Here is a 15,146-nt window from a genome sequence, read left to right as displayed (position 1 = left end):
ATCGGCTAAGCTTACCCACTTGCCGACCGCTGCCTGTGGATAAAAAGGATCTAAACTGTCAGGAAGGGGAGGATCTCTGTGTCGGATTGCGTTATGATCCGCCATTCCGATCGCGATCCCAGCCGGGATGCCGTCGACAAAAACCGCAAAAAGCGGTTCGCACGTGACTTTACGCCACTGACAGGGTGGTGAAAGAAATTTCCCCCATTCAACGGGCGGAGCGTGTGTCAAAAATCATGATTTAAAAAATATCCTGATCCTTTTCTTTTTTGATCTTGTTCGAGTGGAGTCCGCCGTGTCACTTTCGCTTTGGCAGCAATGTCTTGCCCGTTTGCAGGATGAACTACCTGCCACAGAATTCAGTATGTGGATACGCCCCCTACAGGCGGAACTCAACGACAATACGCTGGCGCTTTACGCTCCGAATCGTTTTGTCCTGGATTGGGTTCGCGACAAATACTTAAATAATATTAACGGCTTGCTTAACGATTTCTGTGGAGCGAATGCCCCGTTGCTGCGTTTTGAAGTGGGCAGTAAGCCGTTGATTCAGCGCGTCAGCCAGCCCGTAGCTACCAGCGTCAGTTCGCAGGCAGCACCGGCTATTCCGCGCCTTGCACCTTCCCGTCCAAGCTGGGACAGCTCGCCGGTACAACCTGAGTTGTCTTACCGTTCTAACGTCAACCCGAAACACACTTTCGACAACTTCGTAGAAGGTAAGTCTAACCAACTGGCCCGCGCGGCGGCGCGTCAGGTGGCAGATAACCCGGGTGGCGCGTACAACCCGCTTTTCCTTTATGGCGGCACCGGCTTGGGTAAAACCCACTTATTGCACGCGGTCGGCAACGGCATTATGGCGCGTAAAGCCAATGCAAAAGTGGTCTACATGCACTCCGAGCGTTTTGTGCAGGACATGGTCAAAGCGCTGCAAAACAATGCCATCGAAGAGTTCAAACGCTACTATCGCTCCGTCGATGCGTTGCTCATCGATGACATTCAATTCTTTGCGAATAAAGAACGTTCACAGGAAGAGTTTTTCCACACCTTTAATGCCCTGCTGGAAGGCAATCAGCAGATCATCCTGACTTCAGATCGTTATCCAAAAGAGATCAACGGTGTGGAAGATCGTCTGAAATCCCGTTTCGGCTGGGGTCTGACGGTCGCGATCGAGCCGCCTGAGTTAGAAACCCGCGTGGCGATCCTGATGAAAAAGGCTGACGAGAATGATATCCGTCTGCCGGGTGAAGTGGCCTTCTTTATTGCCAAACGTCTGCGTTCTAATGTGCGTGAGCTTGAAGGCGCACTGAACCGCGTGATCGCGAACGCCAACTTTACCGGCCGTGCGATCACCATCGACTTCGTGCGTGAAGCGCTGCGTGATTTGTTAGCGCTGCAGGAGAAGCTGGTCACTATCGATAATATTCAGAAAACAGTGGCCGAATATTATAAAATCAAGGTCGCTGACCTGCTTTCCAAACGGCGCTCCCGTTCGGTAGCCCGCCCACGCCAGATGGCGATGGCGTTGGCGAAAGAGCTGACCAACCACAGCCTGCCAGAAATCGGCGATGCGTTCGGTGGTCGGGACCATACCACGGTGTTGCACGCCTGCCGTAAAATCGAGCAGTTGCGTGAAGAAAGTCACGACATCAAAGAAGATTTCTCCAACTTAATCAGAACATTATCTTCCTAGCGCTATGAAATTTATTGTTGAACGTGAGCATTTACTGAAACCACTGCAACAGGTCAGTAGCCCGCTGGGTGGACGACCAACGCTGCCTATTCTGGGTAACCTGTTATTACAGGTGACGGATGGCGCGCTGTCGCTGACCGGGACGGATCTGGAAATGGAGATGGTGGCGAAAGTCGCGCTGTCTCAGCCACATGAAGCGGGTGCCACCACGGTGCCGGCGCGTAAATTCTTTGATATCTGCCGTGGATTGCCGGAAGGCGCGGAAATTTCCGTCGCTCTCGACGGCGACCGCATGCTGGTAAAATCAGGCCGCAGCCGTTTCTCGCTGTCGACCTTGCCGGCCACAGATTTCCCTAATCTCGACGACTGGCAAAGCGAAGTAGAATTCACCCTGCCGCAGGCCACGTTGAAACGTCTGATCGAAGCCACGCAGTTCTCTATGGCGCATCAGGACGTTCGTTACTATTTAAACGGCATGCTGTTCGAAACCGAAGGGGAAGAACTGCGTACCGTCGCGACCGACGGCCACCGTCTGGCCGTGTGTTCAATGCCTATCGGCCAGTCTTTGCCGTCGCATTCAGTGATCGTGCCTCGTAAAGGTGTGATGGAACTGGTGCGTCTGCTCGACGGCGGTGACACCATATTGCAACTGCAAATTGGCAGCAACAATATCCGTGCTCACGTCGGCGACTTCATCTTTACGTCTAAACTGGTCGACGGTCGCTTCCCTGACTATCGCCGCGTATTGCCGAAAAATCCGGACAAAACGCTGCAGGCGGGGTGCGATTTGCTGAAACAGGCGTTTGCCCGTGCAGCGATCCTGTCCAATGAAAAATTCCGCGGCGTGCGTTTGTATGTCAGCCATAACCAGCTGAAAATCACCGCGAATAACCCGGAACAGGAAGAAGCAGAAGAAATTCTGGATGTCGGTTACGAAGGTACCGAAATGGAAATCGGCTTTAACGTCAGTTACGTGCTCGATGTGCTGAATGCGCTCAAGTGCGAAGACGTTAATCTGCTGCTGACGGACTCCGTCTCCAGCGTGCAGATCGAAGACGCTGCCAGCCAGTCGGCCGCGTATGTTGTCATGCCGATGAGGCTCTAGTCTGAATTAATGGCCTTAACGCGCTTACTGATAAAAGATTTCCGCAACATTGAGGCGGCGGATTTAGATCCGTCGCCTGGTTTTAACTTTCTGGTCGGTCCCAACGGCAGCGGTAAAACCAGTGTGCTCGAAGCGGTGTATACCCTGGGGCATGGCCGCGCTTTTCGCAGTTTGCAGGCCGGGCGCGTTATCCGTCACGATCAGCCGGAGTTTGTTCTCCATGCCCGTGTGGATGATGGTGGCGATCGCGAAGTGTCGATCGGTCTGAGTAAAAGCCGACAGGGCGACAGCAAAGTGCGCATTGATGGCACTGACGGGCACAAAGTGTCTGAACTGGCCCAGATGCTGCCCATGCAACTTATCACCCCCGAAGGTTTCACCCTGCTTAATGGCGGGCCGAAGTACCGGCGGGCATTTATCGACTGGGGTTGTTTCCATCACGATCCCGGTTTTTTTATCGCCTGGAGCAACCTGCGACGGTTACTCAAGCAGCGCAACGCCGCGCTGCGACAGGTGAGTCGTTATGCGCAAATTCGTGCCTGGGATCAGGAATTGATCCCGTTAGCCGAGCGCATTAGCGAATGGCGGGCAGCATACAGCGAAGCGATCGCGGCTGATATCAGCGCGACCTGCGCGCAATTCCTGCCCGAATTCGCCCTCAGTTTTTCTTTCCAGCGTGGATGGGACAAGGAAACCGAGTACGGCGAGTTGCTGGAGCGTAATTTTGAACGCGACAGAGCCTTAACGTATACCGCGTCAGGTCCGCACAAAGCGGATTTCCGCATTCGTGCCGACGGTACGCCGGTGGAAGATTTGCTGTCCCGTGGGCAGCTGAAATTACTGATGTGTGCGCTCAGATTAGCGCAGGGTGAGTTTCTCACCCGACAGAGCGGGCGGCGTTGCCTGTATCTTCTTGACGATTTTGCCTCCGAGCTGGACGCCGACCGACGTCGGTTGCTGGCCGATCGCCTGAAAGCCACCCAGGCACAGGTTTTTGTCAGTGCGATAAGCGCTGAGCAAGTGACCGACATGATGGGTGAAAAGGGCAAGATGTTCCGCGTGGAACAAGGTAAAATAGCCGTTCTATCACAGGACTAAAAATGAGCGAGAAACGTTGATGTCGAATTCTTATGACTCCTCAAGTATCAAGGTATTAAAAGGGCTGGACGCGGTGCGTAAGCGCCCGGGCATGTATATCGGCGATACCGATGACGGCACTGGTCTGCACCACATGGTATTCGAGGTTGTGGACAACGCTATCGACGAAGCCCTCGCGGGCCACTGTAAAGAGATTCAGGTCACGATCCATGCGGATAACTCTGTTTCCGTGCAGGATGATGGTCGTGGTATTCCAACCGGCATTCACGAAGAAGAGGGCGTTTCAGCTGCTCAGGTCATCATGACCGTACTTCATGCCGGTGGTAAATTTGACGATAACTCGTACAAAGTGTCCGGCGGTTTGCATGGCGTGGGTGTTTCCGTCGTTAACGCCCTGTCGGAAAAACTGGAACTGGTTATCCGTCGTGAAGGCAAAGTGCACACCCAGACTTACGTGCACGGTGAGCCACAGGAACCCTTGAAAGTCGTGGGCGATACCGACGTGACCGGTACCACCGTGCGTTTCTGGCCGAGCTTTAACACCTTTACCAATCAGACTGAATTCGAGTACGACATTCTGGCGAAACGCCTGCGTGAACTGTCGTTCCTGAACTCGGGTGTGGCGATCCGCTTGCTGGATAAGCGCGACGGCAAGAACGATCACTTCCATTATGAAGGCGGTATCAAAGCCTTTGTGGAATACCTGAATAAAAACAAAACCCCAATTCACCCGACGGTGTTCTATTTCTCAACCGTGAAAGACGATATCGGTGTGGAAGTGGCGTTGCAGTGGAATGACGGTTTCCAGGAAAATATTTACTGCTTTACCAACAATATCCCACAGCGCGACGGCGGCACCCATCTGGTGGGCTTCCGTTCTGCGATGACCCGTACGCTGAACGCGTACATGGATAAAGAAGGCTACAGCAAAAAATCCAAAATCAGTGCCACCGGCGACGATGCCCGTGAAGGCCTGATTGCCGTGGTTTCGGTGAAAGTGCCGGATCCTAAGTTCTCTTCTCAGACCAAAGACAAACTGGTTTCTTCCGAAGTGAAGACAGCCGTTGAGTCACTGATGAACGAGAAGCTGGTGGATTATCTGATGGAAAACCCGGCGGATGCGAAAATCGTTGTCGGGAAAATCATTGATGCAGCCCGTGCGCGTGAAGCAGCCCGTAAAGCACGTGAAATGACCCGTCGTAAGGGCGCGCTGGATCTGGCTGGTTTGCCAGGCAAACTGGCTGACTGCCAGGAACGTGACCCGGCTCATTCCGAACTGTACTTAGTGGAAGGGGACTCAGCGGGCGGCTCTGCAAAACAAGGCCGTAACCGTAAGAACCAGGCGATTCTGCCGTTGAAAGGTAAAATCCTCAACGTTGAGAAAGCGCGCTTCGACAAAATGCTCTCTTCTCAGGAAGTGGCGACGCTGATTACCGCGCTCGGTTGTGGCATTGGCCGTGACGAATACAACCCGGACAAACTGCGCTATCACAGCATCATCATCATGACCGATGCCGACGTCGATGGTTCACACATCCGTACCCTGCTGCTGACCTTCTTCTACCGTCAGATGCCTGAAATTGTGGAACGTGGTCACGTGTTTATCGCACAGCCACCGTTGTACAAAGTGAAAAAAGGCAAGCAGGAACAGTACATTAAAGATGATGAAGCGATGGATCAGTATCAGATCTCCATTGCGATGGACGGGGCAACGTTACACGCCAACGCCCATGCACCAGCCCTGGCGGGTGAACCGCTGGAGAAACTGGTCGCTGAACATCATAGCGTGCAGAAAATGATTGGCCGTATGGAACGTCGTTATCCGCGTGCGCTGCTGAACAACCTGATCTATCAGCCAACCTTAGCCGGTGCTGAGCTCGCTGACGAAGCGAAAGTGAAGGAATGGATCGAAACGCTGGTGTCCCTGCTCAACGAAAAAGAGCAGCACGGCAGCAGCTACAGTGCGATTGTGCGTGAAAATCTCGAACACCAGCTGTTCGAGCCAATCCTGCGTATTCGTACTCACGGTGTGGATACCGATTACGATCTGGATGCAGACTTCATTCAGGGCGGCGAATACCGCAAAATCTGTACGCTGGGTGAAAAACTGCGCGGCCTGATTGAAGAAGACGCTTACATCGAACGTGGCGAACGCCGTCAGCCAGTGACCAGCTTTGAGCAGGCGCTGGAATGGCTGGTGAAAGAGTCACGTCGCGGTCTGTCGATCCAGCGTTATAAAGGTCTGGGTGAAATGAACCCTGAGCAACTGTGGGAAACCACTATGGATCCAACACAACGTCGCATGCTGCGCGTGACCGTGAAAGATGCCATTGCGGCTGACCAGTTGTTCACGACCCTGATGGGCGATGCGGTTGAACCGCGCCGTGCCTTCATCGAAGAGAATGCCCTGAAAGCGGCCAATATCGATATCTGATAGTGGCATAAGCTGATAAAGAGTCCGAACCGGGAAACCGCTTCGGACTTTTTTTTCGTCTGACGCAGCCCGCATTCTGACTGGCTTTACAGCGGGTGATCGCGTTAGCATTGAGAAAGATTAATCAAACTCTGAGGATGCTATGGCTATTGAATTGATTGCAATTGATATGGACGGAACCTTGCTCAATCCGCAGCACGAAGTCACGCCTGCGGTAAAAAAAGCGCTCTCCGATGCGCGTGCCAAAGGCGTGCAAATCGTTCTGGCGACCGGGCGTCCTTTCATTGGCGTGCAGCGTTATTTGCAGGAACTGGATTTGCAGCAGGACGGTTGTTACTGCATCACCAACAATGGCGCGCTGGTGCACAATGCGAAAGATGGCAGCGTGATTGCCGAAATAGCCCTCGAGATTGACGATTATCACTACTTTGAGAAACTCGCTCGTGAGCTGGGTGTGCATTTCCATGCACTGACCAAAACCGATCTGTTCACTGCCAACCGCCACGTCAGCCGCTATACCGTGCATGAGTCGTTCACCACCGGTATACCGTTGCAATTCTGTCCGGCTGAGGAAATGGATCCGTCGCTGACCTTCCCAAAAATCATGATGATTGACGATCCTGAACTGCTGGATCGCGCCATCAGCCAGCTTCCGGCGCAAGCCAAAGAGCGCTATACCATCATGAAAAGTTCGCCGTACTTCCTCGAAATCCTGGATAAGCGCGTCAATAAAGGCGAAGGCGTGAAGACGCTGACGGAAAAACTGGGCATCGCGCGCGAAAACGTAATGACGCTGGGCGATCAGGAAAACGACATTGCTATGCTGGAGTTTGCGGGTATTGGCGTCGCGATGGGGAACGCGCTCGACAGCGTGAAAGCCGTCAGCCAGTTCGTCACTAAAACCAACACCGAAGACGGTGTGGCGTTTGCCGTGAATAAGTTCGTGCTGGGCCACTGATCCTCTCTGATAGTTGCGGCCTGTTTTCTTCCCCGGTGCATTATGGGCGCGTTGTCTTATCTCTTCCTGGTCGGGGAAGTGAAAGGTGTCGGCGATTGCTGAAGATTGCCACTGCCGTTTGAGTCCCCTATTCTTAGGCACTCCTTGAACGGCAGGGCACACCTGAACGCATGACCGAAAAACAACTCACTACGGATGCCCGCGGGCATCAGCTCACCAATATCAACGTCTGGACGCCGGACAGTCAGTGGCTGGTGTATGACGTGCGTCCGCATGGCGGTTCTTTTACCGGCTCAACCATTGAGCGGGTGAATGTTGAAACCGGTGAAACTCAGGTGCTTTACCAGGCGAAGGACGGCGCACACGTGGGTGTGGTGACGGTCAGCCCGGATGAGCCCGCCCGTTACGCGTTTATTCATGGCCCGGAAAATCCCGATGCCCTGTGGCAGTATGATTTCCATCATCGTCGCGGGGTCATCGTCTCTGAACCCGCGCGCGAACAGGCCGTCACGCTGGATGCCCTGGACATCACCGCGCCTTACACTCCCGGCGCGTTGCGCGGGGGGACGCACGTTCATGTTTTCAGCCCGGACGGCTCCCGTCTGAGTTTCACCTATAACGACCACGTTTTGCATGAGCACGATCCGGTGCTTGATCTGCGTAATGTCGGCATCGCCCTTGCCGGTGGTCCTGTGACCTCAGCAAAACAGCATCCCCGCGAATACGATGGCAGCCATTTCAGCGTGCTGGTCAGCGACACCACGCCTGCTCCTCAGCCCGGCAGCGATGACATCAACCGTGCTTATGAAGAAGGCTGGATCGGACAGGAAGGCTATGTGAAAGCCGATGGTTCCCGTCAGCGCCGGGCACTGGCCTTTATCGGCGACACGCTTTCAGCAGAGGGCGAAAAGCACCCGGAAATCTTTGTGGTGGATTTGCCGGAAAATGATGCGGATTACCGCAAGGCCGGTGATAAACCCTTGCAGGGCACGCCGGAAACGCTGCCTGCGCCACCGGCGGGGGTAAAGCAACGGCGAATCACGTTTACCGAAAACGGCATCGCCACCCAGCCGCGCCACTGGCTGCGTTCGTCACCGGACGGCACACAGATAGCCTTTCTGATGAAAGATCATAACGCGGTGGTGCAGGTGTGGACGGTTTCGCCCAACGGCGGTGAGCCGGTGCAAATCAGCCATGGCGTTCAGGGAATTCAGTCTGCGTTCAGCTGGCGCCCGGACGGAAAATCCCTGGCGCTGATCTGCGATAACAGCGTGATGCGTCTGGATGTGCAAAGCGGAGAGATGCAGCGGTTAACGCCACGATCGGATATTGCCCCGTGCGCTGACGCGGTCGTGTATTCACCGGATGGCCGTAAAGTGGCGTTTATGCGTCAGTTTGAAGGATATGCGCAGATTTGCGTGGCAGACAGTGATTAACGTTTGTTAAAAACCGGCCTGTTCTGGCCGGTTTCATGGGGTTACTTTTTATGTGCCGAAGATTTGTGACCGCGATCGGAGGTGGTCATTGGCGGGATGTGATCGATATCGACCCCGTTACTCAGCGCGATATTGCGTTCTTCGCTGGCTTTGACGCGATCGCGCGTCGTCACTTTCCCGCTGCGATAATAATCATAAGGCAGCAGCAGCGTATCCAGCGCGGCACTGAACGGTAAATCGATCAACAGCAGCGGCGTCATGGCCCAGCTGGTGTCATCGCTTTTTATCATATTCACATCAGCACGGGCGCCGGAATAATATCCGGTGTCACCCCCTGTATGGCTCATCACGCTGGAGCAACCGCTCGTCGCTAAAAAAACGCATCCTGTCATCAGCGGCGTTAATGCAAATTTCATCATGTTAGAACTCATCTTATGCTGTCAGGCTGAGCTTTTAAGTCAAGGTGACTTATAACACTCAACACAAAAAATTAACAAAGCAAGCTGTAGCTCTGTGGCTGCGATCCCATTAAGTGTAATTACTATTTGAAATCCTGCAGGAAACTGCCTGCTGTCCCTGATTTTTCGCCTGTCGTTGTGCTGTATTTTGGCTATTCCGGTTCAACGAAAACGAAATTTTTTTGTTTTTCCCCGCTTGAAAATATTCCTTTCGTCTCCATTTTTAAAGGGAGACGCAGAAAGATACGCCGTAAGGGATCTTTTCTCATGACCGTTTGTTATGAAGGAATGCGTTGCAGCCTGTCCGACCGGAGGGCTAAAAACAAACACTCGCTGAATATCAGGAGAAGTAAGAATGCGTAATTTTGATTTATCCCCGTTGTACCGTTCTGCCATTGGTTTTGACCGTTTATTTAATCTCATCGAATCGGGTCAGAATCAGGGTGGCGGATATCCCCCTTATAATGTCGAGCTGGTTGACGAAAACCATTACCGGATTGCTATCGCGGTAGCCGGTTTCGCAGAATCCGAGCTGGACATCACGGCTCACGACAACATGCTGGTGGTTAAAGGTGCGCATGCGCCGACAGAAACCGACCGCACCTATTTATATCAGGGCATTGCTGAGCGTAATTTCGAACGCAAATTCCAGCTGGCAGAGCATATTCAAATTAAAGCCGCTAATTTGTCCAATGGCCTGCTGTATATCGATCTGGAACGTATTGTTCCTGAATCATCAAAACCGCGCCGTATCGACATTCGTTAATTCAACGGTCGCTATCCCGTTAATCAGGATATTGACCGTCAGAAAATGAAAAAGTTTAGGCTCGCCGTCAGGGAGCTGAACCGTCACATCCAAAATGGAGGACGGAATTGTTAATCTCGCTTCAAAGAAGGAGTTACACCATGCGTAATTATGATATTTCCCCGTTACTGCGTCAGTGGATTGGTTTCGATAAATTAGCCAGTTCAATGCAGGGTTCCGATCAGGCATTTCCGCCGTATAACATCGAGAAGTCAGACGATAACCATTATCGCATCTCGCTGGCACTGGCCGGTTTTAAACAAAGTGACCTGAATATAGAAGTGGAAGGGCCGCGTTTAACCGTCAGCGGTACGCCGGAACAGGCGGAAACGAAGGTGGAATACCTGCATCAGGGCCTGGTCATCAAACCTTTTACCCTGAGTTTCACGCTGGCTGAGCATATGCATGTGTCAGCAGCCGAGTTCGTCAACGGTTTGCTGCACATCAGCCTGGTGCGTGATGTACCGGAAGCGCTGCAACCGCAGAAAATCGCGATCGGCAGTGAAAAACCTGCGCTGGAAAACCAGCCGTCATAAGATCTGAACATTCAGCGTAAACAGAAAACCGGGGTGATGAACCCCGGTTTTTTTATGCCTGTAAATCGGCTCAGAGTGCCTGCGTTTCCGCGTGCGCTTTTTCCACTTCTTCCGCCAGAATCTGCACGCCGCGCTCGATTTGCTCGGCGTCCGGCACGTAATTCATGCGCATGCACTGGTGCGTATGCGCCCACGGATGCTCAAGCCCGGGGAAGAAGTAATCGCCTGGCACCATCAGCACGCCGCGCTGTTTCAGGCGCTGATACAGCACTTCGGTGGTGATCGGTAAATCTTTAAACCACAGCCACAGGAAAATCGCCCCTTCCGGTTTATGGATCAGGCAACGTTCTTCCGGCAGATAACGGCGCAGCGTGGCGATGGTTTCCTGCACGCGCTGGAAATAGAAGGGTTTGATCACCTCTTCGGAAAGACGCAGCAAATCGCCGCGCGCAATCATCTCATGGGCGATGGCCGGGCCGACGCTGCCCGGAGACAGGCTGATAATGCCGTTCATGTTACTGATCGCTTTGATGATTTTCTCATCGGCGATCACGATACCGCAGCGCGACCCTGGCAGGCCGAGTTTCGACAGGCTCATGCACAGAATGATGTTCGGATTCCACAGCGGCGTGGCGTCGGTAAAGACGATGCCAGGGAACGGCACGCCATAGGCGTTATCGATTAACAGTGGAATATTCTTTTGCTGTGCCAGTGCGTCGAGGCGGATCAGCTCTTCGTCGGTGATGACGTTGCCGGTCGGGTTGGTCGGGCGTGAGACGCAGATAAGGCCAATGTCATCGGAAATGTTCAGATGATCGAAATCGACGTGATATTTGAACTGGCCTTCCGGCAGCAATTCGATGTTCGGCTTGGCCGAGACAAACAGGTTTTCATCCAGCCCGGCATCGGCATATCCCAGATATTCCGGTGCCAGCGGGAACAACACTTTTGACATGCTGCCGTCGGCGCGACGTCCGGCGAACAGATTGAACAAATAGAAGAAGGCGCTCTGGCTGCCGTTGGTCAGCGCAATGTTTTGCGCATCCAGCTGCCAGCCCAGTTCTTTCTGTAACATTTCTGCCAGTGCATGGCGCAGAACGTCTTTGCCCTGCGGGCCATCGTAATTACACAAGGCTTCAGTCAGCTTGCCAGTGGCCAGCATTTCGCTGAGCAACGTCTGGAAATAATCCTGCATCTCAGGAATTTGCGCCGGATTACCGCCGCCGAGCATCACCGCGCCGGGCGTGCGTAAACCGTCATTCATGTCGCCCATCAGGCGGGTGATGCCTGAAAAACGGGTAAATTTGTCACCGAAAGCAGAAAACGTCATAGAAAGCTTTGTATGTTATCGAAATGTGATGTCCACAATAACGCCTGCGGCAAAGCAGTGCAATCGGACCACCGGGTTTTGAAATGTCCTCCTCTCCCGGACGTGCCGGAAGGGGAGGATCACTGCGGGGCGATGAAACTTACTTCTTCAACACTTCCGGGTTAACGCAGAACTCTTTCACCTCGCCGGTCAGGGCGGCGATCAGGTTATCGACGGCGCAGGCGGCCATGTCGTAACGGGTTTCATGCGTGGCAGAGCCGATGTGTGGCAGCGCCACCACGTTTGGCAGGCTCAGTAACGGTGAATCTTTTGGCAGCGGTTCTGTCTCGAACACGTCCATCCCTGCGCCATAAATCGTCCCGGCTTTCAGGGCTTCAATCAGAGCAGGTTCATCGATAACCGGGCCGCGACCGGCACTGATCAGGATCGCGCTGGATTTCATTTTTCCCAGCTCTTCTTTGCCAATCAGATGGAAGGTTTGTTCGGTCATCGGCAGCAGAATACAGACGAAATCAGCGGTTTTCAGCAGCTCATCCAGCTCGCATTTGCGCGCGCCAAACTTCTCTTCCGCTTCTTTATGCTGACTGCGGGCGTTATACAGAATCGGCATGTCGAAACCGAAATGTGCGCGCTGCGCCAGAGCCAGACCGATGCGGCCCATGCCGACGATGCCCATGGTTTTATGGTGTACGTCGGTGCCGAACCAGTCAGGGCCGACGTTGTCTGTCCATTCACCGGCTTTCACGCGTTCGGCGACATTCACCACGCGGCGCGCAGTGGAAAGCACCAGCGCCATGACCGTATCCGCCACGGTGTCGGTCAGTGCGGTCGGGGTATGCATCATCGGAATTTCGCGGCGGGTCAGCTCTGCCACGTCGAAATTGTCGTATCCCACGGAAATGGTGGATACCGCACGCAGACGCGGCGCGTGGTCAAACAGCTCTTTATCAATCTTGCCGCCAGACCCCAGTAACCCTTCGGCATTTTGCAGCGCATCAAACACCGCAGCGCGGTTTTCATCGGTGATGCCATCCACCTCAGTGATAGAAAAGTGCTGTTCGAGACGTTGATGCAGATCGGCGGGCAGTTTTTTGTACAGGACAATAGACGGCTTCATCAATTATTACTCCCTTGGGTTAAGGAAACATCTTCAGGTTTTGTTGCGGCCTGCTGCGGTTTCACCAGCAGGGTCAGGCCTGCGGAGACCAGCAACGACACGGCCATAAAAATAAAAGAGGCGGAAGGGCTGCCGGTATTCCCGTTCAGATAACCAACAAACCACGAACCAAAGAAAGAGCCCAGCGCGCCAAGGCTGTTGATCAGCGCCATCGCGCCACCGGCGACGTTTTTAGGCAGCATTTCAGGAATGATGGCGAAGAACGGGCCGTAAGGTGCGTACATAGCGGCCGCGGCGATGACCAGTAAACCGTAAGACAGCCAGAAGTTATGGCTGCCGGTCGCCCAGGAGCCGAAGAACGCCAGCGCACCGACGAGCAGCAGCGGCCAGACAAACAGTTTGCGGTTTTGCATTTTGTCCGAGGCCCACGACACCAGGATCATGGCGAGCGTGGCGGCCAGATAGGGGGCGGAAGATAACCAGCCCGCCTCGACCATGCCCATCTCTTTACCGTCGTGCAGGATCGATGGCAGCCACAGCACAAAGCCGTAGACCCCAATGCTCCAGAAGAAATATTGCAGACACAAAAGAATGACGCTGCGCGAGCGGAAAGCTTCGCGATAACCGCCCACCGACTGGATCTCTTTTTGCTCTTTTGCCAGCTGCTCGCTCAGGGCTTTTTTCTCCTGCGCGCTCAGCCAGCCGACGTCTTCGGGTTTATCTTTGACGGTAAACCACCAGATAACCGCCCAGATCACGGCCGGAATACCTTCGAAGATAAACATTTCCCGCCAGCCAAACGATTCGATCAGGTAGCCGGAAAGTACCGACATCCATAGCACCGTGACCGGATTACCCAGGATCAGAAACGTGTTTGCGCGTGAGCGCTCTGACTTTGTGAACCAGTTGCTGATGTACACCAGCATCGCGGGCATCACCGCGGCTTCGACCACGCCGAGCGCAAAGCGGATGGCGGCCAGCATGGGAATGTTATTCACCACGCCGGTCAGAGAGGCAAACCCGCCCCACAGCAATAAGCACCAGAAAATCAGTTTCTTAACGCTGCGCCTTTCGGCGTAAATGGTGCCGGGGATTTGGAAAAAGAAATAACCCAGGAAAAACAGTGCGCCCAGCAGGGATGACATCCCTTTGGTGATACCGAGATCATCATTGATACCGGCCGCCGACGCGAAGCTGAAGTTCGAGCGGTCGACATAAGCCAGACTGTAAGTGATGAACACGATCGGCATGATGTACCACCAGCGACGCGGTGCAATCCTGGACTGGTTCATAACGGTTTCTCCTGATGGATCCTCAGTATATTTTACGCAACAGCTCGACGTAATACCGTGTCACGGCGACCAAATCTTCCCCTTCGAGCGGGAATTCAATGCCTCGCGGCACATCCTGAGGCAGGGCTTTCAGTAACGGGATCCAGCTGCCATCGCTGTCATCGAGTGCCACGGCGTGCCATTTTCCGCCACGCTTTTCTGCCGCTTTGACGTGGACGTAACCGACGTGACGCGCCAGCCGTTCAGCTGCCGTTGCCGGATCCTGTCCCACCCACAGCCAGTTCGCCATGTCGAACGTCATATCCAGCGGCAGGTGCAGGGATTCAGCCGCAAACATAAAGGCATTAATGCGCGAAAGTATCCCGCATTCGCTCGACTGGTCATTTTCCACCACCAGCTTCACGGGCTTCGCTGCCAGCAGCACTTTCAGCGGCGTCAGGTCCGCGCCCGGCTCAAACTCGCCGAGTGAGAACTTGATGGTGCGGGCACCTAAAGTATGGGCCTCATCGAAATACTGTTCCGCGTCAGGGTTCAGCTTGCCGCCGGTGTTAAACAGCGCGAAGGGCACGGAATACACTGCGAACAGCCCGTTCTGTTTAATCTTTTCAGCAAGTTGCGGCAGTGCGTTCAGCTCTTCGCCGGAGAAGAGTTCACGGCGGATTTCCACGCCGTCGGCCTTCGCGGCAGCGATGACCGGCAGCAGTTCTGACTGCCCGCCAAGGGCGCGGACGACGCTGTTACCGTAAGCGGCAGTAACGATGACGATCTCTCTTTGCATGACTCTTTGTCCTGTTAAAACGCACCGGAATGCGGTGCCAGCGAGCGTTTAGAAGACATTATCTTAGTGGAACAAATGGCGCTGCGTGTTCTTGTTAATAATTTGTTTCGCT

At 53.9% G+C, this 15,146-nt stretch carries 13 protein-coding genes; 8 read left to right on the top strand and 5 right to left on the bottom strand.

The genetic code is table 11. The features are described from left to right. The first annotated feature begins 295 nt into the window (after positions 1 to 295). The 6 genes from dnaA (at position 296) to ACQZQY_RS04830 (ending at position 8,718) form a co-directional block, all read left to right on the top strand. Positions 296 to 1,687: a chromosomal replication initiator protein DnaA gene (dnaA, locus tag ACQZQY_RS04855; RefSeq protein WP_056775918.1), complete on the top strand. Its 1,392-nt coding sequence runs from the start codon at positions 296 to 298 to the stop codon at positions 1,685 to 1,687. 4 nt (positions 1,688 to 1,691) lie between these two features. Then, a complete protein-coding gene (gene dnaN / locus ACQZQY_RS04850) occupies positions 1,692 to 2,792 on the top strand; it encodes a DNA polymerase III subunit beta (protein ID WP_431296709.1) in 1,101 nt (366 codons plus the stop codon). A gap of 9 nt (positions 2,793 to 2,801) precedes the next feature. Beyond that, positions 2,802 to 3,890, top strand: a complete 1,089-nt coding sequence (gene recF, locus ACQZQY_RS04845) for a DNA replication/repair protein RecF (protein WP_056775916.1) — start codon at positions 2,802 to 2,804, stop codon at positions 3,888 to 3,890. A 19-nt stretch (positions 3,891 to 3,909) separates the two neighbouring features. Beyond that, positions 3,910 to 6,324, top strand: a complete 2,415-nt coding sequence (gyrB, locus tag ACQZQY_RS04840) for a DNA topoisomerase (ATP-hydrolyzing) subunit B (protein ID WP_136375950.1) — start codon at positions 3,910 to 3,912, stop codon at positions 6,322 to 6,324. A gap of 142 nt (positions 6,325 to 6,466) precedes the next feature. Beyond that, positions 6,467 to 7,282: a sugar-phosphatase gene (gene yidA, locus ACQZQY_RS04835; protein ID WP_056775912.1), complete on the top strand. Its 816-nt coding sequence runs from the start codon at positions 6,467 to 6,469 to the stop codon at positions 7,280 to 7,282. 170 nt (positions 7,283 to 7,452) lie between these two features. After that, a complete protein-coding gene (locus ACQZQY_RS04830) occupies positions 7,453 to 8,718 on the top strand; it encodes a DUF3748 domain-containing protein (protein ID WP_431296708.1) in 1,266 nt (421 codons plus the stop codon). Between the two features lie 41 nt (positions 8,719 to 8,759). Here the strand turns inward: ACQZQY_RS04830 and ACQZQY_RS04825 are convergent, their stop codons facing one another. Continuing rightward, a complete protein-coding gene (locus tag ACQZQY_RS04825; protein WP_056775908.1) occupies positions 8,760 to 9,137 on the bottom strand; it encodes a YceK/YidQ family lipoprotein in 378 nt (125 codons plus the stop codon). A gap of 394 nt (positions 9,138 to 9,531) precedes the next feature. On the opposite strand from ACQZQY_RS04825, the gene ibpA reads away from it, so the two are divergent. Continuing rightward, complete coding sequence (gene ibpA / locus ACQZQY_RS04820; RefSeq protein WP_122097139.1) at positions 9,532 to 9,942, top strand: small heat shock chaperone IbpA; 411 nt, start codon at positions 9,532 to 9,534, stop codon at positions 9,940 to 9,942. Positions 9,943 to 10,082: 140 nt separating this feature from the next. Then, positions 10,083 to 10,517, top strand: a complete 435-nt coding sequence (gene ibpB, locus ACQZQY_RS04815) for a small heat shock chaperone IbpB (protein ID WP_122097140.1) — start codon at positions 10,083 to 10,085, stop codon at positions 10,515 to 10,517. 70 nt (positions 10,518 to 10,587) lie between these two features. On the opposite strand, the gene ACQZQY_RS04810 is transcribed toward ibpB, so the two are convergent. The 4 genes from ACQZQY_RS04810 to ACQZQY_RS04795 form a co-directional block, all read right to left on the bottom strand. Then, positions 10,588 to 11,847, bottom strand: a complete 1,260-nt coding sequence (locus ACQZQY_RS04810; protein ID WP_056775902.1) for a valine--pyruvate transaminase — start codon at positions 11,845 to 11,847, stop codon at positions 10,588 to 10,590. Between the two features lie 139 nt (positions 11,848 to 11,986). Then, positions 11,987 to 12,964, bottom strand: coding sequence for a glyoxylate/hydroxypyruvate reductase GhrB (gene ghrB / locus ACQZQY_RS04805; protein WP_056775900.1), 978 nt, complete (start codon positions 12,962 to 12,964; stop codon positions 11,987 to 11,989). Next, positions 12,964 to 14,256: an MFS transporter gene (locus ACQZQY_RS04800; protein WP_431296707.1), complete on the bottom strand. Its 1,293-nt coding sequence runs from the start codon at positions 14,254 to 14,256 to the stop codon at positions 12,964 to 12,966. Before ACQZQY_RS04800 ends, ghrB begins: the two co-directional genes overlap by 1 nt. 22 nt (positions 14,257 to 14,278) lie before the next feature. Then, positions 14,279 to 15,034: a sugar phosphate isomerase/epimerase family protein gene (locus ACQZQY_RS04795; RefSeq protein ID WP_431296706.1), complete on the bottom strand. Its 756-nt coding sequence runs from the start codon at positions 15,032 to 15,034 to the stop codon at positions 14,279 to 14,281. Between the last annotated feature and the right edge of the window lie 112 nt (positions 15,035 to 15,146).

The sequence above is a fragment of the Rahnella sp. PAMC25559 genome (assembly GCF_050632365.1).
GTDB lineage: Bacteria > Pseudomonadota > Gammaproteobacteria > Enterobacterales > Enterobacteriaceae > Rahnella > Rahnella rivi.
The sequence above is the reverse complement of the archived record's forward strand: the minus strand, read 5'-3'. Positions and strand labels throughout refer to the sequence as shown.

Excerpts from the sequence above, each read along its gene's own strand:
- ACQZQY_RS04830 (WP_431296708.1), top strand. The coding sequence starts at position 7,453 with ATGACCGAAAAACAACTCACTACGGATGCCCGCGGGCATCAGCTCACC.
- ibpB (WP_122097140.1), top strand. The coding sequence starts at position 10,083 with ATGCGTAATTATGATATTTCCCCGTTACTGCGTCAGTGGATTGGTTTC.
- recF (WP_056775916.1), top strand. The coding sequence starts at position 2,802 with ATGGCCTTAACGCGCTTACTGATAAAAGATTTCCGCAACATTGAGGCG.
- ACQZQY_RS04825 (WP_056775908.1), bottom strand. The coding sequence starts at position 9,137 with ATGATGAAATTTGCATTAACGCCGCTGATGACAGGATGCGTTTTTTTA.
- ghrB (WP_056775900.1), bottom strand. The coding sequence starts at position 12,964 with ATGAAGCCGTCTATTGTCCTGTACAAAAAACTGCCCGCCGATCTGCAT.
- ibpA (WP_122097139.1), top strand. The coding sequence starts at position 9,532 with ATGCGTAATTTTGATTTATCCCCGTTGTACCGTTCTGCCATTGGTTTT.
- ACQZQY_RS04810 (WP_056775902.1), bottom strand. The coding sequence starts at position 11,847 with ATGACGTTTTCTGCTTTCGGTGACAAATTTACCCGTTTTTCAGGCATC.
- ACQZQY_RS04800 (WP_431296707.1), bottom strand. The coding sequence starts at position 14,256 with ATGAACCAGTCCAGGATTGCACCGCGTCGCTGGTGGTACATCATGCCG.
- ACQZQY_RS04795 (WP_431296706.1), bottom strand. The coding sequence starts at position 15,034 with ATGCAAAGAGAGATCGTCATCGTTACTGCCGCTTACGGTAACAGCGTC.
- dnaN (WP_431296709.1), top strand. The coding sequence starts at position 1,692 with ATGAAATTTATTGTTGAACGTGAGCATTTACTGAAACCACTGCAACAG.
- yidA (WP_056775912.1), top strand. The coding sequence starts at position 6,467 with ATGGCTATTGAATTGATTGCAATTGATATGGACGGAACCTTGCTCAAT.
- gyrB (WP_136375950.1), top strand. The coding sequence starts at position 3,910 with ATGTCGAATTCTTATGACTCCTCAAGTATCAAGGTATTAAAAGGGCTG.